This window comes from uncultured Dialister sp., assembly GCA_900314595.1.
In the GTDB taxonomy this organism is placed as follows: Bacteria; Bacillota; Negativicutes; order Veillonellales; family Dialisteraceae; genus Dialister.
In genome coordinates, this window is record OMVW01000028.1 from 1 (window position 1) to 20,707 (window position 20,707).

17 protein-coding genes are annotated in these 20,707 nt (G+C 50.5%); 4 read left to right on the top strand and 13 right to left on the bottom strand.

Annotation, left to right across the window (positions count from 1 at the left end; all coding sequences use genetic code 11):
- Positions 1-915 precede the first annotated feature (915 nt).
- From QZN42_RS07500 to QZN42_RS07515, 4 genes are all read right to left on the bottom strand, one after another.
- Positions 916-1,956 (bottom strand): ABC transporter substrate-binding protein, encoded by a 1,041-nt coding sequence (locus tag QZN42_RS07500; protein WP_296956061.1) that lies wholly within the window; start codon positions 1,954-1,956, stop codon positions 916-918.
- Positions 1,957-2,648: 692 nt separating this feature from the next.
- On the bottom strand, positions 2,649-3,428 hold the full coding sequence (locus QZN42_RS07505; RefSeq protein WP_296956062.1) for a nucleoside recognition domain-containing protein: 780 nt from the start codon (positions 3,426-3,428) through the stop codon (positions 2,649-2,651).
- A gap of 10 nt (positions 3,429-3,438) precedes the next feature.
- Complete coding sequence (locus QZN42_RS07510; RefSeq protein ID WP_296956064.1) at positions 3,439-3,915, bottom strand: nucleoside recognition domain-containing protein; 477 nt, start codon at positions 3,913-3,915, stop codon at positions 3,439-3,441.
- Positions 3,916-3,950: 35 nt separating this feature from the next.
- Positions 3,951-5,105: a M20 family metallopeptidase gene (locus QZN42_RS07515; RefSeq protein ID WP_296956066.1), complete on the bottom strand. Its 1,155-nt coding sequence runs from the start codon at positions 5,103-5,105 to the stop codon at positions 3,951-3,953.
- A 280-nt stretch (positions 5,106-5,385) separates the two neighbouring features.
- Between QZN42_RS07515 and QZN42_RS07520 the strand changes: the two genes are divergently transcribed.
- On the top strand, positions 5,386-6,798 hold the full coding sequence (locus QZN42_RS07520) for an SLC13 family permease (RefSeq protein WP_296956069.1): 1,413 nt from the start codon (positions 5,386-5,388) through the stop codon (positions 6,796-6,798).
- 124 nt (positions 6,799-6,922) lie between these two features.
- Here the strand turns inward: QZN42_RS07520 and QZN42_RS07525 are convergent, their stop codons facing one another.
- The 3 genes from QZN42_RS07525 to QZN42_RS07535 form a co-directional block, all read right to left on the bottom strand.
- On the bottom strand, positions 6,923-8,533 hold the full coding sequence (locus QZN42_RS07525; RefSeq protein ID WP_296956071.1) for a gamma-glutamyltransferase family protein: 1,611 nt from the start codon (positions 8,531-8,533) through the stop codon (positions 6,923-6,925).
- Between the two features lie 1,341 nt (positions 8,534-9,874).
- Positions 9,875-10,099: a DUF1659 domain-containing protein gene (locus QZN42_RS07530; protein ID WP_296956074.1), complete on the bottom strand. Its 225-nt coding sequence runs from the start codon at positions 10,097-10,099 to the stop codon at positions 9,875-9,877.
- A 31-nt stretch (positions 10,100-10,130) separates the two neighbouring features.
- Positions 10,131-10,382, bottom strand: a complete 252-nt coding sequence (locus QZN42_RS07535; RefSeq protein WP_296956076.1) for a DUF2922 family protein — start codon at positions 10,380-10,382, stop codon at positions 10,131-10,133.
- 1,041 nt (positions 10,383-11,423) lie between these two features.
- On the opposite strand from QZN42_RS07535, the gene QZN42_RS07540 reads away from it, so the two are divergent.
- Complete coding sequence (locus QZN42_RS07540; RefSeq protein WP_296956078.1) at positions 11,424-12,305, top strand: DMT family transporter; 882 nt, start codon at positions 11,424-11,426, stop codon at positions 12,303-12,305.
- 829 nt (positions 12,306-13,134) lie between these two features.
- On the top strand, positions 13,135-13,992 hold the full coding sequence (gene ispE, locus QZN42_RS07545) for a 4-(cytidine 5'-diphospho)-2-C-methyl-D-erythritol kinase (protein ID WP_296956080.1): 858 nt from the start codon (positions 13,135-13,137) through the stop codon (positions 13,990-13,992).
- A gap of 330 nt (positions 13,993-14,322) precedes the next feature.
- Here the strand turns inward: ispE and QZN42_RS07550 are convergent, their stop codons facing one another.
- From QZN42_RS07550 to QZN42_RS07560, 3 genes are all read right to left on the bottom strand, one after another.
- Positions 14,323-15,093: an alpha/beta hydrolase gene (locus QZN42_RS07550; RefSeq protein ID WP_296956083.1), complete on the bottom strand. Its 771-nt coding sequence runs from the start codon at positions 15,091-15,093 to the stop codon at positions 14,323-14,325.
- 192 nt (positions 15,094-15,285) lie between these two features.
- Complete coding sequence (locus QZN42_RS07555) at positions 15,286-15,558, bottom strand: helix-turn-helix domain-containing protein (protein WP_296956085.1); 273 nt, start codon at positions 15,556-15,558, stop codon at positions 15,286-15,288.
- Positions 15,551-15,901 carry a type II toxin-antitoxin system RelE/ParE family toxin gene (locus QZN42_RS07560; RefSeq protein ID WP_296956088.1) on the bottom strand — a complete coding sequence of 117 codons (351 nt, stop codon included), beginning with the start codon at positions 15,899-15,901 and terminating at the stop codon, positions 15,551-15,553. The genes QZN42_RS07555 and QZN42_RS07560 overlap by 8 nt, the downstream gene beginning before the upstream one ends.
- A gap of 545 nt (positions 15,902-16,446) precedes the next feature.
- Here QZN42_RS07560 and QZN42_RS07565 point away from each other — a divergent pair.
- Positions 16,447-17,358 (top strand): radical SAM protein, encoded by a 912-nt coding sequence (locus QZN42_RS07565; RefSeq protein ID WP_296956091.1) that lies wholly within the window; start codon positions 16,447-16,449, stop codon positions 17,356-17,358.
- A gap of 185 nt (positions 17,359-17,543) precedes the next feature.
- Here the strand turns inward: QZN42_RS07565 and QZN42_RS07570 are convergent, their stop codons facing one another.
- The 3 genes from QZN42_RS07570 to QZN42_RS07580 all read right to left on the bottom strand — a co-directional run bounded on the left by QZN42_RS07570 (position 17,544) and on the right by QZN42_RS07580 (position 20,253).
- Positions 17,544-18,074 (bottom strand): lecithin retinol acyltransferase family protein, encoded by a 531-nt coding sequence (locus QZN42_RS07570; RefSeq protein WP_296956092.1) that lies wholly within the window; start codon positions 18,072-18,074, stop codon positions 17,544-17,546.
- Between the two features lie 202 nt (positions 18,075-18,276).
- Entirely contained in the window at positions 18,277-18,831 is a 555-nt protein-coding gene (locus tag QZN42_RS07575; RefSeq protein WP_296956094.1) for a hypothetical protein, read from the bottom strand.
- An 831-nt stretch (positions 18,832-19,662) separates the two neighbouring features.
- The gene (locus tag QZN42_RS07580) at positions 19,663-20,253 is read right to left on the bottom strand and encodes a hypothetical protein (protein ID WP_296956097.1); all 591 of its coding nucleotides are present in this window, start codon (positions 20,251-20,253) and stop codon (positions 19,663-19,665) included.
- Between the last annotated feature and the right edge of the window lie 454 nt (positions 20,254-20,707).

Genomic DNA, 20,707 nt, shown 5'->3' on the forward strand with positions numbered 1-20,707 from the left:
CGAAAGCGACTCAAAGCGTAAAGGTTTTAAAAGAAAGACTTGAGAATATCCAGCATGAAATAGATGAAAAGGAGAAGGAGAAAGAGCAGAAGACCGCCTAAAAAGGGCTAACCCCCGAACAGAAAAATTAGGAATGAGTGTCCTTGACAACGGGACCGTTTTAGAAACCAATCTTATATAGCCGGCTCCGCCGACGGCCTTTGGCGTGCATTTAGTACAGGTACGTTTACAATCGAAAGTGCAATTCCCCCTCAGCCTCACTGCGTTCGGCAGCTCCCTATCGAGGGGAGCCTTCCCGCGTTTGGACATAGACATTTGGGCCAAGATTGTTTCGTCAGTCAGCCCTGTATGTGCCTTGATTGATAATGCAATCCACCCGGCCTCGCTTCGCTCGGCCACCCTCCCAAAACCTGGGAGGGCTTGAACAATTCGACTTGTATCCCTTTCGCCGGAATTGTCTCAAAATCCCTGTGGAAGGGATGATTAACGCTTGATTTCTCAGGTATTGAAAAGCTCATTCCACAATCAGGCATCAGCCTTTCTCTCTGCCCCTTGCAAGATTGTCCGCTTATTTCGTTACGCTTGGGATGTCAGGAGGCAATTTCGACAAGTACGAAAGTCAGCCCCCTTCACCCGCTTTGCGGGAGCTTCCCCCGTTGGGGGACGCATCGCTTTTTGTTTAGAGACATTTAGCACAAGATTGTTTCGTCAGTCAGCCTCCCATGTGCCGACTGATCTCCCCTATACAAAATGGCGCCTCAAACCATTCAAGGCGCCACTGTATGATTCTGAAAATGGGGAAATCCGCCGGTCCGCACACCCGCCGGCCGAAGGCCCCATAATACTGCGCCCGCAGGGCGCCACCTTCACGAAGAACAAACAACGAAGAACGATGATCGCTATTGACGCGAAACCTTATTTCCCCATAGCCTTTTTCAAGAAGTCCGTATTCACTACATCCTTAGCGGCCAGTTTTCCTTCGATCATGCCATGAGAGGTATACCAGTCGATCTGGGTCTGGATATCGTCGGACATGAGGATACCGTTTGCATCTACATAGGGCAGGCCGAGGCGGATATCCGCTTCCGGGGTCTTTACGTATTTCGCAATGATCTTCACTGCTTCATCCAGCTGTTTCGGGTCTTTCTTTTCTACCACTGCCGCATAGTATTCGTTGCAGGCTTTGTTGTAGGCTTTCATGAAACGGACGGCTGCGTCCTGGTTCTTTGCAAATTCCGGGGAATAGAAGATACCGCTTGTCTGGTAGGGCATCACTGCGCTGACCTGGGTGATTTCTTTGCCGTATCCTTCATTCTTTACTTTGGTGATGTTTGGTTCATTCAGGATGCATGCATCGATCTGACCGCTCTGGAGGGCTGCCATGACTGCGGAAAGTTTACCCAGCGGAACGATGGTTACATCGTCAAGGGTCAGGCCTTTGGATTCCAGCATCCGTCCCAGCATGTAATGGAAGGTGGAACCTTTCTGGGTGAGGCCCACTCTCTTTCCTTTCAGCGCTTCAATGGAAGTGAGGCCCTGGTCGTACTGGGCGGTACCTGCCATGAGGGCGGAGGAAGAGAAACCTTTCTGTTCTCTGCCTTTATCGGCCACGATGAAAAGTTTCTGTCCTTTGGCCGCCATATTGTAAAGGCCGGCGGTAATGCCGGTTGCGCCTACGTCTACTTTGGAAGAAGCGGTGGCTACGGCAATCGGCTGGGCTGCATCAAACCACTGGGGATCGATTTCAATGCCCACTTCTTTGAAATATCCTTTATCCATGGCAATAAAAAGCGGTGCGCTGGACGTGAGGCGAAGCATGCCCAAAGACACCTTCACCGGTTTATTTGCCTCCTGCTTCGGCGCGGATGACCCGCCGCAGCCGGCAAATGACAACGTCAGCACCACCGCCATGATGGATGCAAGGACCAGGGAAACCCATTTTTTCATTTGTTTCATTCTACTCTTCTCCTCTCCTGCGTTCCGGTTCCTTACCGGAAATATGTACTTGTCCGTATTGTACCCCAAATGAGGAAAATTTTCCATAGAAAAGAGGGTTCCCAGCTCTTGTGGAAATAAAAATATAATCAGAATCTAATGAAATAAAATTTCTTTTCTGCACTATATGGATAGAGGAACGAAAAGCCGAAAGTTTCCGCCCGGCGCCGCTCTCAGAGAACGCGGAAAGGCCTTTCTCCCCCTGCTATATGGATCCATGTAGAAACAGGAACTTTGTTTGAACCTGCCAACAGTGAAAAAAGCCGCCTCCCGGGGAAAAATCTCCGGACCGCGGCTTTTTGTCGTGCAAACTTTGGAAATACTCCGCATAAAACTCCCACATCGAAACCGGTGCGGGAGTTTTTGTTTCCGGAAAAAACGCTGCGCTTCCTCCGCTTTCCGCGCGCGGCCGGGAATACACGCTTTCCCTCGTGCGGAGGTGCCCGTTCACGTGCGGCCGGGAATACACATGCAAGTCGCAGCCGTAGAGCCACCGCCTGCGCAGAACCTGTGCCGGCTCACCTGCGGGCCAAAGGCCCGTGCGCGGAGCGCACTACAAAAAATTGGCCGGCAAAAGCCGGCCAATCCTTCCCGGATTCTGAAATCCGTTTTTTCCAACCACTAACCACTAAAAACTAACAACTAAACCTATTTCAGTCCGTAAATACCTGATCCGGGTGTCTCCGATGGTACCACTTGAGGTAGAAGCGGAGGATATTGGCACCCAGGATTTTGACTGCAATGATGAGCAGGATAATGACTCCCACAGGAAGGAGGGAAATGGGAACCAGCGCTGCACCGGCTGCGATGGTATTGTTGATGGTACCGCTCCCTGCGTACTGATACGCGGCGAAGATGGTCCTTTCATCGTCGTTGATGAGTCCTTCTTTGTAAAGGTCCTGGGTCATAATGGCCCCCACGTCGGAAGAGGTGAAGCTGGAGACGAAGGCAAGGCCGCAGATACCGGGGATGCCCATGAGGAATTTCAGGATGGGCTGGAAAAGTTTGCTTGCTGCCAGAAGGGCTCCATAGCTCTGGCACACTTCGAGGAAACCCAGGGCCACCATGGTTACAGGAATCATGGTGAGGGCAAAGGCGAGACCTTCTCTGGCGCCAAAGCCGCCAGTTCCCTGAAGGGAAATTTTGGCTCCTTCCGCATGGCCAAACTGGCCGAGGAAGCTCATGAGGTCCAGGGCCTTAAGAGGCGTCTGGGAATGGGAGAAAATCCCGGAGAAGCAGATGATGAGGAAGAGGAGGGCCACCCAGCCTTTCCAGGTGACTTTGTACTCCATGGTGGCTCTCGGGTGTTCTTTTTCCTTCGGCCCTTCTGCTTTCTTTGCATCCGCTTTGATTTCTTCTGTTTTGACTGTTTCTTTCACTTCAGTTGTCTCCGCTTTCTGAATTTCCGTATCTTTTATTTCTTTTTCGCTCATGGCAGCCTCCTTAGAATCCCAGGAATCCCAGAATGGCTCTGGTAATGAACATGACGATGGCCGCATCGATGAGCGGGGTCACCAGCAGTACCGGATAGTACAGGGTGCGCACCCGGCAGACGAGGACGACTCTGGCGAAATGGCCGATTAAGGTACCCATGGTGATGCATGCCGGGTAGAGGATCGTCGCTTCTACCGGCGTGAGGGTGCCTGCAGCCACCATGGAGGCAGCGGTGGCTGCCCCGGCGGCTTTTGCAAAGAAGGCTGCCAGCAGTACCACCGACGCTTCGCCTGGGAGGCCGAAGATGGCCATGACCGGTCCCAGAAGGTGACCGATGATGGGCATGATGCCGGAAATTTTCAGAAATGCAATGAGCGCATAGGCCATAACCATGGCCGGTGCGATGAGGTCCAGTGTGACATAGAGACCTTTTTTCGCCCCCAGCATGAAGAGGGCGGGGATGGAGGGTTTCGGTTTCTGTTCCATAATGATTACCTTTATTTATTTCATTTCATATATAGTTACAGTTTCATCAGGATAGCCAGCAGGAATTTCGTCCTTTCAAAGAGGGAGTCCACTACTGCATATTCACGGACCGTGTGGTTGAATTCGCCCCGAACGCCCAGGGCGCAGATGGTGGGCACTCCTGCCTTGATGAGGAAAGCAGAATCGCTGCCGCCGCCTACCGTAATGGGATGAACCGCCGGAAGGCCTGCTGCCTGTGCGATTTCACTGGCCCTTTCACAGAGGTCGATGGAGGCCTGCCGTCTTTCCATGGCCGGCACATCCAGGATGGTCGTGATGGTGGTCTTCGTATCCGGTACGAAAGTTTCCTTTTCGATTTTCTTCATTTCAAGGTCTACCCTGTCCATTCCCTTCTGGGTGAGGTAACGGACGTCCACGATGCACCAGGCATGTTCAGGAATGGCATTGGCTACCGTTCCCCCGCCGATGACTCCGCAGTTCAGGGTGGTCCCTTCTTCATAGTCCGTCAGTTTCTGGATGGCCAGGATCTTGTGGGCCAGTTCTTCTACCGCGGACCTTCCGTCTTCCGGGTTATTTCCTGCGTGGGCTCCAACGCCATCGATATCGATCCGGTACCGGCGGCAGCCTTTTCTTTCAATGACGATTCCATTATCCATGAAACCGGTTTCCATATTGAAGCCCATGAGAGCTCCTTTGGCTTCCTTCAGGAAATCCGCCCCTGCGCCGGACTGGCCGTGGCCCACTTCTTCGTCCCCCGCCAGAATCACACGGATGGCATACCGGTCGTAGCCGATTTCCTTTAAAAGTTTCAGGGCTGTGAAAGCAATGGTCAGTCCGCCCTTCATATCCAGCACGCCCGGGCCGTAAGCCTTTCCGTCTTTAATTGTAAACGGCCTTTCTGCTGCCTGGCCGTCTTTGAAAACCGTATCCATATGGCCGGTAATAATGATAAAAGGTTTGGAAAAATCACCCCAGTCAGCGACCAGCATATTTCCTGCTTTTTCATATTCGTGGAAACGGACGGTAAATCCCAATCCTTCGAGAATCCCTTTGATATCCTGCCCTACGCTGTCTACTCCGGCCTTGTTGCCGCTTCCGCAGTCACGGTTCACCAGTTTCTTCCAGAGACCAATCATTTCTTCATGGCTCTCGTCCACCTTTTCAAACAATTGCTTCAGTGCTTCTTCCATAATTCCTCCTATGCTCCTTTGCAACGTTAAATTGATATGATTTGCGCCTATTATACATCGTTCCATATGAAAATAAAAGGAAATAAAACAAATTTCTTACAAATTTCTCACTTTCAGTACCCTGAGCGGGACGTTTCCGCCTCTTGCCGCCCGAAACAGGCAGGAAAGGAAATGAAATATCCATTCATAGAGAGCCTGTAGTATACTTTGGTCAAATGAATTCTGACAGAATGGGGAAGTTCGCCCCTGTATTGATATTTCACAAAGCCGGGCAATGCAAATGACGAAAGAAACGAAGCTGAAAATCGGTAAAGAAATACTCATGGTCCTCGCAGGCCTTCTGGTCGCCCTGCTGCCGGCGCCGGAGGGACTTTCGCAGAATGCCATGACTTTTCTGGGCATTTTCGTATGGGCCGTGCTGAACTGGGCCCTTCCCGTCATGCCTTCTTACGTTTCCGGCCTTCTCATGCTGCTTCTGGCTGTGGTTTTTCATATCGTTCCCTTCAAAACCGCTTTTTCCGCCTTCGCCGGCTCCACCACCTGGCTCATCATCGGGGTCCTTTCCCTGGGAAGCGCTGTCAATAAGACGGGCCTTCTTTCCCGCCTCTCCCTTTCCATCATGAGCCTCTTCCCACCAACTTTCCGCGGACAGGCAGCCGGCCTCATCGGTGCAGGTATCCTCATCGGCCCTTTCATGCCCAGTTCTACGGCGAAAGTTTCCATTGCCGGAGGGTTTGCTACAAAAATTGGCGAACTTCTGGGCTTTGCGCCCGGCTCTAAGGGGATGAACGGCATATTTGCCGCCATGTACACCGGTTTCACCCTGCTGGCGCCTGCGTTCATCACCAGCTCCTACTATTCCTACCTGATATTGGGAACGATTCCCGAAGAAGATGCTTCCCGTTTCACTTTTATTTCCTGGTTCCTCACCATGGTCCCCTGGACAATCTTCACTGCCCTCTTTGCCTTTCTGGCCATCAGTTTCCTCTTCAGACCGGACCATGCAGCTCTGATGGATAAGGCGGAAATCAGGAAAATGTCCAAAGAGCTCGGCCCCATGTCGGCAGATGAGAAAAAGACCCTTCTCATCCTTGGAGCCTGCGTCGCCTGCTGGGTACTGGAAAAATTCACCGGTGTGCCTGCGGTCATTCCGGCCCTTACCGGCATGTGCCTGCTCTACATGACGGGCGTTTTGAAGCCCGGTGAAATTAATTCCACCATCAATTGGGGTGTCATCATATTCTGCTCCTGCATCATAGGCCTGGTCCCCATTGTTTCCGCCACAGGAATCAATACATGGATGGCGGATGGCATAGGAAATATCATGGACTACATCGGCTCCAATCCCTGCCTCTTCATCCTTGCAGCCGCAGTCATAGTCATTCTTTCCCGGCTTGTCCTTGTCGCAGGGACCCTTGTCATCAGTCTCATGGTAGTCATCCTCACGCCTTTCTGCCAGGCAGCGGGCATGAGCCCCTGGGTAGGAGGCATCATCGCTTACGTCCTGGCCCAGCAGTTCATCTTCAAATACCAGAATGCCAACTTCCTCATCGCTTATGAAGCTGCAGGGGGAGATGAAAAACTCAGCCATAAAGATATGATTCCTTATGCCATGGTTTACAATATCATCGCCACAGGAGGCCTCTTCCTTTCCATTCCTTACTGGCAGTATCTGGGGCTCATACAGGGGTAATTTTCAGTTTTTAGTGATTAGTGAATGAAAAAACCTGCCTTCCATGGGAAAGCAGGTTTTTTATGCGGAATAAACTATTTGATTTTCCAAAGATGAACTATTTATAAAAGAGCAGAGGCCATTTTTACCAGGCAGCCACTACGCCGTCTGCTCTGGGTTCGGTGCCTCCGGCGAGGATTCCCTTGTCATTTCTCCAGATGATTTCTCCCCGGCCATAAGCGCCGATGACCGTATCTTTGACAGTCACTTCATGTCCTCTCACCCGGAGGGCTTCTATGAGAGGCGCGCCCAGGGCTGATTCGGTTTCAATATTTTTTCCGCCCATCCACTGCCAGCGGGGCTTATCAAGGGCCGCCTGGGGATTCAGATGGTCTTCGATGGAATTCAGGAGCACCTGGAATTGTCCCTGTGGCTGCATGAAACCGCCCATGACGCCGAAGGGGCCCACAGCCTTTCCGTCTTTTGTGAGGAATCCGGGGATAATCGTGTGGTACGACCGCTTGCGGGGTCCCACGCAGTTGTCACTCTGCTGATCCATATAGAAATTGCAGCCCCGGTCATTCAGGGTCACCCCGTAATGAGGGATGACGATGCCCGAGCCGTATCCCCTGAAGTTGCTCTGGATGTAGGAAACCATATTTCCTTCCCCATCAGCCGCACAGAGATAGACCGTCCCTCCGTCGTTCAATTTCACCGGTTCCGGCATAAGCGCAGAGTCTCCGATGAGGGAGCGCCGCTTAGATGCATATTCCTCAGACAGGAAATACTGCGGTTCTACCGACATATAGTCCGGGTCCGCAATGAAATGCTTCCCGTCGATATAGGCAAGCTTCATCGCTTCGATCTGGCGATGGACGGCTTCTGCCGCAGGCATGGAGGAAAAATCCCAGCCTTTGGCAATATTGAGGGCCATGAGGACCACCATTCCGTGGCCGTTGGGCGGAAGCTCCCACACGTCATAGCCATGGTAATTCACGTGAAGCGGGTCCACCCATTTCGGTTTGTATTCAGCCAGATCCTCTTTGCGGATATAACCGCCCGTCTTTTTCGACCAGGCATCGATGGCATCTGCTATTTCCCCTTCATATAATTCCCGCCCGTGACTGTCCCGGATAAGCTTCAGAGACCTGGCCACGTCCGGCAGGCGCAGGATTTCCCCCGCCCTCTTCGGCTTTCCGTCCGGATAAAACAGGGGGAAGAGCGCAGAAAAAGCCTCTTTATTCTTATAGGATTCGAAAGTCTTCGCATGGGCCTCAAACATCATGGCCACATTCGGCATGACCACATAGCCTTCCTCCGCATAGGAAATAGCCGCATCAAATAAATCTTTGAAAGGCAGCTTCCCAAATCGTTCGTGCAGGGCCGCCCATGCAGCCACAGCCCCCGGCACCATCACCGGCGCCCAGCCCCTCCAGGGAACTTCCTCATACCCTTTGTCATGAAGAGCTTTCCATGTGAGAGCCTTCGGCGACCAGCCGCTGCCGTTAATGCCGTATAACCTCCCATGGAACCAGACCTGGGCAAACGCATCGCTTCCAAGACCATTGCTCGTGGGCTCCAGCACCACCATGGCAATAGCCGTCGCCAGAATCGCATCGATAGCATTTCCGCCCTTCTTCAAAGCATCCAGCCCCGCCTGGGCCGCCAGAGCCTGGGACGTGCAGACCATGCCCTTCCTCCCATACACCACCTCGCGCCGGGAAGGATAAGGATAATAATTTCCGTCAAATTCCATTTTTCGTACCTCCTTTCCTAAGCTTACCACAAATGGAACGCTTATAATACCATTCCTGTGCCTGCAGAGATTTTATCCCCGCCTGTGCAAATCTCCATACATACTTGTGCCGCATCAGCGGCACACCTTCACGAACCCCGTATCCCGCACCCCGAAATCTCGTTAAAGACTCCATCGGTGCATGTCGGGAACAGGGCTAAAACCCGAATACCGAAATCGCCTCAAATCATCTTATCTGACAAATGACTTCAATAAACTGCCTGTGCAAAGTCCCCATACATACTTGTGCCGCATCAGCGGCACACCTTCCCGCACCCCGCACCCCGAAATCTCGAAGCTGACTCAAAAAGGGCATGCCGTGGTGAGGCTAACTCCCGAATACCGCAGCTGAATCAAACCGAAAAGCTGACAATTGACTCCAATCAATCACATAAAAACCCGGCCGCCGTGGGGCATCACGGCGGCCGGGCTATTCTATCCCTCGGCCGGTCCAGAGGGGGAGAACCGGCTGCGGAAATAGACCGGGTGGTGGAACGGGTCTTTCGATGTGACAGCATCCGCCCGTTCTTTTTTATGGTTTGTCATTTTGGATGCTATCACCCCCTTTCCGTTCCTTATTTCAACTGATTTTATTTTTTCATGAACCGATAATAAATGGGAATGGATTCGTAGTATTTCGAAAGGATCATGTATTCATCGGGCCGGTGGGCGAGGTCGTATTCGCCGGCCGCAGATTTTGCCGTCTACCGTTTCGCAGCCGAAAGGGTCATGGCGCCACCGGATTTCCCCAGGGGCGCGGTATCCGGATGAACGGCAAATCTTCTCTCCCCATCCCTTCTTTGCGCTCCGGGTGAGCTTTCCCATCTGAAAACGCAAACAGCGCAATGACGGATTTGCATCATTGCGCTGTTTAATATATTAAAATCATAGCCCCATAGCGACTCATTGTCAATTATAAATTTTATAAAATATACATAACAATATAGGTTTTTTGCCTCCCGGTAACGACTTGGGAAATTTGAGGCATTTGTGCAGGCAGCTTTGGGGTATTCGTCTGGCTTTCCGGTGCGACTTGTCGGTTTGAGGCACTCGCACTGGAACTTTGAGGTATTCGTATGGCCTGCCGGTTCGGCTTGAGGGGTTGAGGCACTTGCACTGGGGCTTTGATGTATTCGTTGGGCCTGCCGGTATGAACTTGGAGTTTCGAGGCACTCGCACTGGAAACTTTGAGGTATTCGTTGGGCCTGCCGGTTCGGCTCTTACCGTGCAGGGTCTTGCGGAGTTGCCTGCTCCATGCAAAAAGCCCCGGGGCCTTTCGGTCCCGGGGCTTTTTATTTTTTCTCAGGCTTCGGTGAGGTCGGAGACTTCTACGCGGCGGATGCTTTCGAGGGTAAGGTCGGTGAGGCCGGCGTAGGCGCTGCCTGCATCGTAGAGCTGCTGGTCGGTGGCGTCCAGTTTGATATCGGAGATGCTTGCGGTCTGGATTTTTGCTTTACCGGAAGCGGTGGTGCCGTTTTCAAAGCGCACCTGGAGTTTTACATCAGAAACATTTTTTGCTGCTGCCATAGTTGATCATTTCCTTTCTTAAGAAATACGATTAGTTCAGATCTTCAGTGCTGGTGGTCACGACGGTGGCTTTTGCCAGTTCGGTCACGTCTGCGCCGGTTCGGGTGATGAGCACCGGAATGAATTTAGCGGCGGCCGCCTCGGCCTCTGCCAGGCTGAGACCGGTTTTCGGGCTTTTCACCCGCAGGTTGAAGTTGGAAGTGCCATTGGTCTTGAATGCAAGTACGAGAGTTTTCATAGTCTTAATTCCTTTCCTGTAAAAAAATTCTTCGAGAATTTCCATTCCGCCTCCCCGGGCCGGGCTTCCTTTCCGTTCTCTGCCTATATAGTACAAAAAAGGGATTTTATTTTATTAGATTTTGATTAATTTTTCGAATCATTCTCATCATGAAGTCAATGGAATAACCGAAATTCAAAAGAGCCGGGAAACTGCATGCAGGGGTAATGGGTAATGGGTAATGGGTAATAGGTAATGGCTAATGGGGAAACGACTGGGAATCCATACATGCGGAGGAACTGTACATTGGGGTTAATGGGTAACAGGGTAAATGATCGGGAATCCATCTATGCGGAGGAACTGTACATCGGGGTTAATGGGTAACAGGATAAATGACCGGGAATCCATCTATGCGGAGGAACTGTACATCGGGGTTGATGGGTAACAGGGGGAACGACTGGAAATCCATGCATGCGGGGAAGCTGTACATAGAGGTTAATGGTTAACAGGATAAATGACCGGGGATCCGTCTATGCGGAGGAACTGTGCATAGAGGTTAATGGTTAATTGGGGAAATGACCGGGAATCCATGCATGCGGGGAAACTGTACATAGGGGTTAATGGTTAACAGGGGAAATGACTGGGAATTCATGCATGCGGAGAAGCTGTACATTGGGGTTAATGGTTAACAGGGGTAACGACCGGGAATCCATCTATGCGGAGGAACTGTACATCGGGGTTAATGGTTAACAGGGTGAACGACTGGAAATCCATGCATGCGGGGAAGCTGTACATTGGGGTTAATGGTTAACAGGGTAAATGACCGGGAATCCGTCTATGCGGAGAAGCTGTACATCAGGGTTAATGGTTAATGGTTAATAGGTAATGGCTAACGGCTAGAGGCTAATGGCCTTTAATCCCTTGTGCGGACAGGCGAAATGATTCAAGAGTTTCTTCGCCCGCCTGTACAATGCAGCTATTAACCATTACCTGTTATCCATTAGCTAACTGCCCGTTTCTCTATTTCCTGTCCGAAATGTGCTTCACCGGACCTTGCCAGATTGAGGCTTATTCTATAATATGTATTTATAAATAAAGGAGGATATCGTGAATTCGAATAGAAAAAAGGGAATCATTTTCGCTTCTCTGGGGGCTGTGCTCTGGGGCGCAAGCGGCATTGCCGGGCAGTACCTGCTCATCAATGAGCAGATCGCGCCGGAGTGGCTTACTTTCTGCCGCCTTCTCCTGGCGGGGGTCCTGCTGCTCTCCCTGCTTGCCCTGCAGGGGAAAAAGATTTTTGAAATATGGAAGGACAAAGAGGACCGTATTTCCATCCTCGTCTTTTCCGTCTTTGGCATGATGGCTACCCAGTACGGGTATTTTGCTTCCATTGCGGAAAGCAACGCCCCGACCGCTACGGTCCTGGAATATATCAATCCGATCCTCATCATTTTCTGGAATTGTTTCCGGGAAAAGCGGCTTCCCGACAGATTGGAAATCGGCTGTACTGTCTTTGCCGTGGCCGGGACTTTCCTCGTAGCTACAGGAGGCGATTTCGGAGCTCTTGCCATCTCGCCAAAGGCTCTTTTCTGGGGACTTCTGGCAGCCCTTGCCTGCGCCATTTATACGGTGGTCCCCGTGCGGATCATCCGGAAATTCGGATCTCCTGTGGTCATCGGCTGGGGCATGTTCATCGCTTCTCTTTTCATGGGACCGGTGGCCGCATGGACTCCTTTCACCGGAGCCCTCTCGATCCATGTGATTCTGGCCTTTTTCTTCGTGGTCATTTTCGGGACGATCCTTTCTTTCTGCTTCTATCTGGGAAGCGTGGCCTACATCCGGCCGGCGGAAACGAGTATCATCGGAGCCATCGAGCCGGTTTCGTCGGTCATTTTCTCTTTCTTCCTCTTCCACCTCCTTTTTGGCGCCTGGGACCTTCTGGGCATGGCCCTCATCATCGCAGCCGTCATACTGGTAGCGAGGAAATAATGATTCGCCTGCCTTCTCCGACTAGTCGGTTGGAGGCATTTGTGCCGGGAGCTTTGGGGTATTCGTTTGGCCTGCCGGTACGACTTGGGTTTTTGAGGCATTTGTACTGGAGCTTTGAGGTATTCGTATGGCCTTCCGGTGCGGCTTGGGATTTTGAGGCGCTCGCACTGGAGCTTTGAGGTATTCGTATGGCCCGCCGGTACGACTTGTCGGTTCGAGGCACTCGCACGAGAGCTTTGGGGTATTCGTTTGGCCCGCCGGTACGACTTGGGATTTTGAGGCGCTTGTGCCGGCAGCTTTGAAGTATTCGTATGGCTTGCCGGTTCGACTTGTCGGTTTGAGGCACTCGCACGAGAGCTTTGGGGTATTCGTTTGGCCCGCCGGTACGACTTGCCGGTTCGAGGCACTCGCACGGAAGCTTTGGGGTATTCGTTGGGCCTACCGGTGCGGCTTGTCGGTTCGAGGCACTCGCACTGGATGCTTTGAAGTATTCGTTGGGCCTGCCGATGCGACTTGCCGGTTCGAGGCACTCGCACGGGAGCTTTGAGGTATTCGTTTAGCCTACCGGTACGGCTTGGGATTTTGAGGCACTCGCACTGGGAGCTTTGAGGTATTCGTATGGCCTGCCGGTCCGGCTTGCCGGTTTGAGGCACTCGCACGGGAGCTTTGGGGTATTCGTTGGGCCTACCGGTACGACTTGAAGTTTTAAGGCGTTTGTGCCGGTTCTTTTCTGGACGTTTCAAAATATTTGACACCGTCCATATAAACCCCTATAATACTGACGAATAAGTCTATTTCCAATTGCAGGTTCACTTTTGAAAGGCAGCCCATGATCACTGAAACGGCTTATGCGAAAATTAATTTCACCCTCTCTGTAGGAGGGAAAAGGAACGACGGGTATCATCTCATCGATTCGGTGATGCACTCCATTTCCCTTCATGACAAAATCACCCTGGAGAAAGCAGAGGATATTTCCCTCACCATCACTTCCGGCGAGGCGCCGCTGGGCCGGGACAATCTCATGGTCCGGGCAGCGGAGCTTTTCTTCAGGGAAACGGGCGTCAAAGGCGGAGTCCATATGACTCTCGAAAAACATATCCCTGCCGAAGCGGGCATGGGCGGCGGATCATCCGATGCAGCGGCGGTCCTCCGGGGACTGGAGCGCCTCTACCCCACAGGAAGAAGTCTCAGGGATCTGGCAGCCATGAGCGCAGTCCTGGGGGCGGATATCCCCTTCTGCGTGCTGGGCGGCGCCTGCCGGTGTGAAGGAATCGGCGAAAAACTGACGAAGCTCATCCCCTGGGAAGGGCTGCCCCTCCTCATCATCCGTCCCCAGACGGCAGAATCCACGGCCGCTGCCTACCGCATGATTGACCGCATGAAGGAACATCTGAAGAATACCACCACTTCCTGCATACAAGCGCTGGAAGAAAAAAGGCGGGACCTCCTGGCCGAATCCCTATGCAACGATTTCGAGCCGGCTCTTTTCGGAGAAAATGAAATCCTTAGAAATACGGCGCTGCGCCTGGCCGCTCTCTGCCGCCCGGCCCTCATGACCGGCTCCGGAAGCGCTTTCTTCGTACTCCTCGAAAGCAGGGAAGAAGGAAAGAAACTCCTCGAAAAACTTCGCCGCGAAAACCCCGGCTGGTTCGTGGAAATAGGAGAGACTGTGGGAGTAGCGGAATAATCATTTCTGCCTGAAACAGTTCTTCTTAAATCAATGCAGTGTATGAAATCAATACACTGCATTTTCTTATTTCTCACTAAAACCGCGCAGAATCAATTTCTCCGGTCCCGGCAGCCTGAAATTTCCTGACAGACTTCATGATCGTTTGGAAATACGGCCTGCTTTTATAAATTCTGCGGCGCTTCCCAATTTTGATGCGCCGCACCTTCCCGACAGTCCCGATACCCCCGACATCCCCGCTATGCCCGAAACAAAAGTTATTTCACTTATATGCAAAACAGCCTGCTTCATGAATTTGAAGCAGGCTGTCTTATTTGTAATTAAAACGATTCACTCCTCCAGATCCCCATGGAAGAATTCGATGATTTTATGGATGGCCAGGGCCATGTGGTTCGGGTCCCGGAAGGGATGGTTCGCCCCTTCCACAGGGATGAATTCGATGACATTGTCCTCTGCAAAGGACCTGGGCCCTTCGATGGGAATCATTTCATCCTTTGTTCCGTGAAGGATGAGTATATCGTCGGCATAGTCGAAATATTCATGCTTTGTCACGTCAAAGGCTCTTAAATCCTCCAGGAAGGATTTGTCCATCTTCATCTTCCGCGCATAGCCAACGGATATTTCCTTTCCTTTTTCCAGTTTTACATAATCATCATCGGATAAATGATTTCTCATAGCTTCGTACATATGGATGCCCGGGCAGCGCAGCGCGATCTTTTTGAAAGGATTGCCCACTTCGATGAGGTAGCGCAGCGTCAGGTACCCGCCGAAACTGGTGGAATAGATGAAAAGATTCTTTGCCCTGAGTTCTTTTTTCGCGTAATTGCACACAATGGTGAGGTAGGTGAGACATTCGGAAACGGAAAGCTTCTTCCGCGCATCCATGCCGTGGCAGGGCCAGTCAAAGGCAAGGGCCGCATAATCCTTGAATTTGGAAACCAGGTGCTCCCCGAAAGACGCGGTCCCCGCGGTCTCCTTCGAAGAACCGAATCCGTGAGTCACGAGGACTACATTGTCAAAAGTCCTTGCTCCCTTGTCATAACAGAAAAACCGGCAGCGGATGCTGTAACCTTCCTCATTGATATCAAAATATTTTTCCATGGTTTCTTATCTCGATTCTGTTGGATTTTATATAGAGTATTGTACCACAGAGCGGGAAGAAAGAGACGATGGAGGACCTTCCGATTGTGTCACATGGAACGGTACCGGGAAGATATCTGTGCAATTTATCAACCCGTCCAATACTCCAAAATTAAAACGTCCTGCAAAACGCAGGACGTTTACCAATCATCGTTAATCAAATCGTATATCCAGTTTTTTCCCCAGACCGGAGGCAAGGGCCTGGAGTGTAGCCACGGTTGGACTGCAGGAACCATTTTCAATACGACTGATATTGGACTGACGAATGCCACATCGCTCCGCCAACTCTTTCTGAGTCAATCCTTCTTCAACGCGTGCTTTAATCAGAATACGAGATACTTCAAATTCCGCCCTGGTTTCTTCATATTCCTTTCTAAATTCAGGATTTTTCATCTGTTTTTCCATATATTTTTCAAGATCATCCATGATGACTTCTCCTTTCATAATCATCTTTGTACTTTTGAGCCAGCAATAATTCCGATTTCGGTGTCTTTTGTGTCTTTTTAATAAACCCATTTGTCAAAATAATCTGATTACCGATTATAAAGAAATAAAAGATTCTTGCAATATCATTTGAGAACCTGATGCGTAACTCAAAAAGTCCATCTCCCACAGGTTTGGAATGAGGCTCTCTTAAACGATTTCCAAATTCTTTAAGAATACAAAGGCTGTCTACTGCTTTCTTTCGCATTTTTACGTCAAGGCTGTCTAAAAATTCTTCTACCGGTGCAGATCCGTCAGTGCGCTTATAAAATATAATTTTAAACATATTGACGTCTTCCTTTCTTCTTCTCTTTCTTTAACTATAATATTCCTTTTTTGATATATGGTCAAGCAAAGCTGATAGAAAAATACTAACTCCAGAATCAAATTTCTAACTGGAATACAGCATATCAGGGAATTCAAAGAATAATCCAAATAAATGTCCCCCTATTCTTCATTCAGTCAATTGGGAGCCAAAGACCCCATATAATACTGCGCCCGAAGGGCGCCACCTCCGCAGAGCACGGACCACGATTGATGATACACATTCCCGGGACCTGAATCACGAACCACGAATCACGAATCACGACCACCCCATGTAAATCTATCCGAAGCCAAAGATTACGTCAACAAATAAACACATTTAAATTTTTAATTGTGTTTTTGGGTGAGATGTGTTACAATAATTTCCGTGACAAAGCTCTGCCCCTCGCCTGGGCAGAGTCCCCATATAAAATGGTGGCGCATCAGCGCCACACCTCCCCGCAATCCGCCAGCCCCAATTGGCTCTCCATTCATTTCCCCTATGAAATATAAGAAAGGATGACTCCCATGCCCGGTTATTTCTTTGATGATTATGATACTCCTGTTTTCCGTCCGCCCAGTGAGGCGGATTCCTTTATTCTCCGGGTCACCCGCGGGTGCGCCCATAACCACTGCACCTACTGCAATATGTACAGGGGCGTGAAATTTGAAAAATTATCTGATGAACAGATCATGCGGCAGATCGCCATCGCTTACTCCATCGATGCTGAAGGCATCCGCCGAGTATTCCTGGCAGACGGGGATGCTCTCGTCCTTCCTACGGAAAGGCTGCTGAATATCCTCTACACGTTGAAGAAATATTTCCCGAACCTGGAAAGGGTTTCCTCCTATGCAGCGCCGGGAGATATCCTCCGGAAGTCCGTGGAAGAACTGAAGCAGCTCCGCAAAGCAGGCCTCCAGCTCCTCTACTATGGAATGGAAAGCGGAGACAGCCAGACCCTGAAAGATATCCGGAAAGGTGTCAACGGAGAGCAGTCCATCGAAGTGGGCAAACGGGTCCGCGCGGCAGGCATGGATCTTTCCATTATGATCATCCTGGGCATCGCAGGCGTCCCGGGGAGCGAGCGTCATGCGCTGGCTACGGCTCATGCGATCAATGAAATCAAGCCGACCCATCTCTCCGCCCTCTGCCTCATGCTCTATCGCGGAAGCGAACTGAAAGACCAGTTCGAACGGGGCGAATTCACACCCCTCACTCCTGCAGGCCTCATGGAAGAACTGAAAGTCATCGTAGAGCACCTGGACCTCCCCTCCACAGAGCACATGATCTTCCGCAGCAACCACGTATCCAACTACATCCGCCTGGCTGCTACCCTTCCGAGAGACAAAGAAGCGCTTTTAAAAGACATCGACCTTTCCATCGAATATCTGAAGAAACAGAAAAATTACGACGTCTATAATCACGACTGGAGCAAATGAGGAGAGTTGTTAGCCGTTAGCCGTTAGTTTTTAGTTAATAATAAAGATGGCGCCCTGAAATAAATGAGGCGCCTTTTAATATGGAAATTAAAAATCCCGGCAAAAAGGTCCGCTTTCCGATTGGAAGCGGACCTTTTTCATAGGAAACTGATTACTAACGGCTAACTGCAACTGCTAACCGCTCATCACTCATCCTTCTCCGGTTCTTCGTATTTCCTCTGGTCGCTGATCGGGAGGCTGTGAATCGGATCGTCTACCTGGCGGGAGCGCATTTCACCCAGTTTGCACCACAGGGCGAAGTGTTCGCAATTGTCCGTGAAAAGTTCGTAGCCGATTTCCCCCAGCCGGCTTCTGGCCCGCTTCAGGGTTTCTTCATCGGAATAGGCCCATTTCACCGCCGAAAAATCCACCACCTGAAATCCCGGGTCTCCTTCGAGGAAATCATCCACCGTGGACTCATGAACGATCGCAGGCAGCACGATGGGTTTCAGGGTGTAGGAAAGGTGGATGACCTTGTCATTTCCTTCAAAAATACCGTAATGCTTGATGAGCTTTCGCTGCACATAAATCACCGAACCGGGCACGGCTGTCCGCACCCCGTGGCTCCTGGCATGCTCCATGCCATCCTCTATTTCATCGATGGCCGTCAGCACATCATCAAAGGTGAGCTCACCATCTCCATTTAAATCCAGGAGAGGACGAATAAAATCCTTCATCCATAAGACCTCTTTCCAATCAATCCGAAATCTATTGGAAATATTGTAAAACAGGGGATGTAAATGTGCAACACCCGATTCGCAGAGATGGACAGGCAGCCGGCAGCAGTTAGTTTTTAGTGGTTAGTTATCCTTTCCCATTCGATGAAACCGATTCCCGGAAATCGAATTTTCCTGTCAGGCCGGATTGAAATTCCAACCACTAACGGCTAACTGCTTTTCCCGATAATTTTTTAGCCAGAGGCACCAGTCCCCTCCCCTCTTTTGTCCGCAGGTACCGCTCGTCCAGCCCGTTTTCCCCCAGGCGGAAACGGTCGAGTCCGTCGGCATCTTTAAATATATGGTAGAGAAGGAGTACCCTTTGCCAGTCTTTGAAATTTTTGCGGATGAATTCATTTCCCCGCCTGTCATCCCGGTCATGAAAGGCCATGATGGCAAATACTTCCGGATGGTAAGGGAAATTTTTTTCTTCGCAGTACTCTTTATAATACGCCGCCGCCCGGTCCCCGTGGCCCGTATCCAGCCAGTCCTCCCGGCGGCGGGTATCGTGAAAAACGGAAGCCGCCCCGAGAATATCCAAATCCTCCCCCGAAAGTCCCCACCTCTCCCCGATCATCAGCGAAAAGAGCAGCACCCGCTTCTCATGATCCTTCGTATGAATCACCGACTTCAGACGGAAATGAAGCTGCTCGTCCAGAAAGCGGGACCATGTCTCATATCGCACTTCGATGGCCGCCGGAATTTTAATATTTTTCATAATGCTCCTTTCGAGTCATCAGTGATCAGAATTCTAATTCATTCAGAAGGACTGTTAATGGGTAATAGATAATCAGGTGAATAACCGGAAATCCATATGGGTCGGGAGACTGTACATCAGGGTTAATAGTTAACAGGGTGAATCACCGGAAATCCATGTATGTAGAAAACTGTGCATCGGGGTTAATGGGTAACGGGGTAAATCACCGGAAATCCATGCGTATGAGAAAACTGTACATCGGGGTTAATGGGTAATGGGATGAATCACCGGAAATCCATGCGTATGAGAAAACTGTACATCGGGGTTAATGGGTAATGGGATGAATCACCGGAAATCCACGTATGTGGAAAACTGTACATCGGGGTTAATGGTTAATGGGGTGAATCACCGGAAATCCATGTATTTGGAAAACTGTACATCGGGATTAATGGTTAATGGGGTAAATCACCGGAAATCCATGTATTTGGAAAACTGTACATCGGGGTTAATGGTTAATGGGGTGAATCACCGGGAATCCATGTATATAGAAAACTGAACATTGAGGTTAATGGTTAATGACTAATGACTAATGGCTGACCCCACGAATACTTCAAAGCTCCCGGCTCAATTGCCTCAATCGGACAAGTCGCGGCGGCAGGCCCAACGAATACTTAAAAGTTCCCAGTCCGAACGCCTCAAACGCCCAAGCCGCTTCCGGAAGGCCATACGAATACCTCAAAGCTGCCCGCTCAATTGCCTCAATCAAACAAGTCCAGACGGCAGGCCTTACGAATACTTCAAAGTTCCCGGCTCATATGCCTTAAACGCCCGGTCCGCTGCCGGGAGGCAATTTTATCTTTTCCCTCTAAGCTCGGACATCATTTGGGAGTTCATTTCAAAGCAGACATCGATGCCTTCGGTGCTGATTTCATGTTCCGTGACGAATTTCCTGTCGATGCCCAGGTGGTCTGCTTCTTCTCCTGCGTCGATATTGGCCGCGGAGAAGAGGAAGGTCCAGCCTTCTTTCTGGAGGCCTGTAATCATTTTCTTGATCTGCCGGTAGGAGTACTCATGGCTTGCATTTTCAAGGCCGTCGGTGGTGATGAAGAAAATGATATGGTCCGCCCTGTTTTCCGGGGTGAGGCTCTTCTCTATATCTTTGATTTTTTTGATTCCCAGACCGATCGCATCCAGAAGGGCCGTGCAGCCGCCCGGTTCATAGGCATCCGCCGGAAGGGGCGCCACTTTCTGAATATCCACATGATCATGGATGGTCTTCACATCAGTGTCAAAGAAAAGAGTCGTGAGATAGCATTCCCCTTTTTCTTCTTTCTGCTTTTTAATCATCCCGTTCAGCCCGCCCAGGGTGTCGGACTCATAGCCCCACATGGAGCCGCTCTTGTCAATGATGCATACCAGTTCCGTTCTATCTGCTTTTTCCATTTGTTTTTCTCCTTCATTTTTTAATAAGGAGTGCGCATTCCTTTGTTCTGCCTATAGTGTAGCAGAAATAAGTTTATCCGTGGTCGCTTGAAAAGGGACAAGTGACTATACACAGGCCCATTTTGACGGTTTGAGTCAGCTGCAGTGAATCGGATTGGGGATTGCGGATTGGGGATTGCGGGAAGGTGCGGCGCAAATTCATGGGCGCCGCATTTTTATATAGTTCCCAGTTATCAGTTCGCAGTTATCAGGATTTCATCCGTGCAGAGAAACTGTATTTCAAAACGGAGCATTTCCTCGAATTACTCCTGTGACACCAACGTGTAATCAACGTATTTGAGCTACTGATAAGTGATAACTACAATATCATTAACTTAACAGCTGCTAAAGTGCTTCCAAATCGAAATTTCTCTATTGCGTTTAAAGGAAATAGGGCCTTATTCACCCTGTTCGG

What these genes read in the sequence shown, in the direction of transcription:
- QZN42_RS07500 (WP_296956061.1), bottom strand. Translation starts at nt 1,956, where the DNA reads ATGAAACAAATGAAAAAATGGGTTTCCCTGGTCCTTGCATCCATCATG.
- QZN42_RS07555 (WP_296956085.1), bottom strand. Translation starts at nt 15,558, where the DNA reads ATGGATGATCTTGAAAAATATATGGAAAAACAGATGAAAAATCCTGAA.
- ispE (WP_296956080.1), top strand. Translation starts at nt 13,135, where the DNA reads ATGATCACTGAAACGGCTTATGCGAAAATTAATTTCACCCTCTCTGTA.
- QZN42_RS07530 (WP_296956074.1), bottom strand. Translation starts at nt 10,099, where the DNA reads ATGGCAGCAGCAAAAAATGTTTCTGATGTAAAACTCCAGGTGCGCTTT.
- QZN42_RS07565 (WP_296956091.1), top strand. Translation starts at nt 16,447, where the DNA reads ATGCCCGGTTATTTCTTTGATGATTATGATACTCCTGTTTTCCGTCCG.
- QZN42_RS07525 (WP_296956071.1), bottom strand. Translation starts at nt 8,533, where the DNA reads ATGGAATTTGACGGAAATTATTATCCTTATCCTTCCCGGCGCGAGGTG.
- QZN42_RS07505 (WP_296956062.1), bottom strand. Translation starts at nt 3,428, where the DNA reads ATGAGCGAAAAAGAAATAAAAGATACGGAAATTCAGAAAGCGGAGACA.
- QZN42_RS07570 (WP_296956092.1), bottom strand. Translation starts at nt 18,074, where the DNA reads ATGAAGGATTTTATTCGTCCTCTCCTGGATTTAAATGGAGATGGTGAG.
- QZN42_RS07580 (WP_296956097.1), bottom strand. Translation starts at nt 20,253, where the DNA reads ATGGAAAAAGCAGATAGAACGGAACTGGTATGCATCATTGACAAGAGC.
- QZN42_RS07510 (WP_296956064.1), bottom strand. Translation starts at nt 3,915, where the DNA reads ATGGAACAGAAACCGAAACCCTCCATCCCCGCCCTCTTCATGCTGGGG.
- QZN42_RS07550 (WP_296956083.1), bottom strand. Translation starts at nt 15,093, where the DNA reads ATGGAAAAATATTTTGATATCAATGAGGAAGGTTACAGCATCCGCTGC.
- QZN42_RS07575 (WP_296956094.1), bottom strand. Translation starts at nt 18,831, where the DNA reads ATGAAAAATATTAAAATTCCGGCGGCCATCGAAGTGCGATATGAGACA.
- QZN42_RS07515 (WP_296956066.1), bottom strand. Translation starts at nt 5,105, where the DNA reads ATGGAAGAAGCACTGAAGCAATTGTTTGAAAAGGTGGACGAGAGCCAT.
- QZN42_RS07535 (WP_296956076.1), bottom strand. Translation starts at nt 10,382, where the DNA reads ATGGAAATTCTCGAAGAATTTTTTTACAGGAAAGGAATTAAGACTATG.
- QZN42_RS07520 (WP_296956069.1), top strand. Translation starts at nt 5,386, where the DNA reads ATGACGAAAGAAACGAAGCTGAAAATCGGTAAAGAAATACTCATGGTC.
- QZN42_RS07560 (WP_296956088.1), bottom strand. Translation starts at nt 15,901, where the DNA reads ATGTTTAAAATTATATTTTATAAGCGCACTGACGGATCTGCACCGGTA.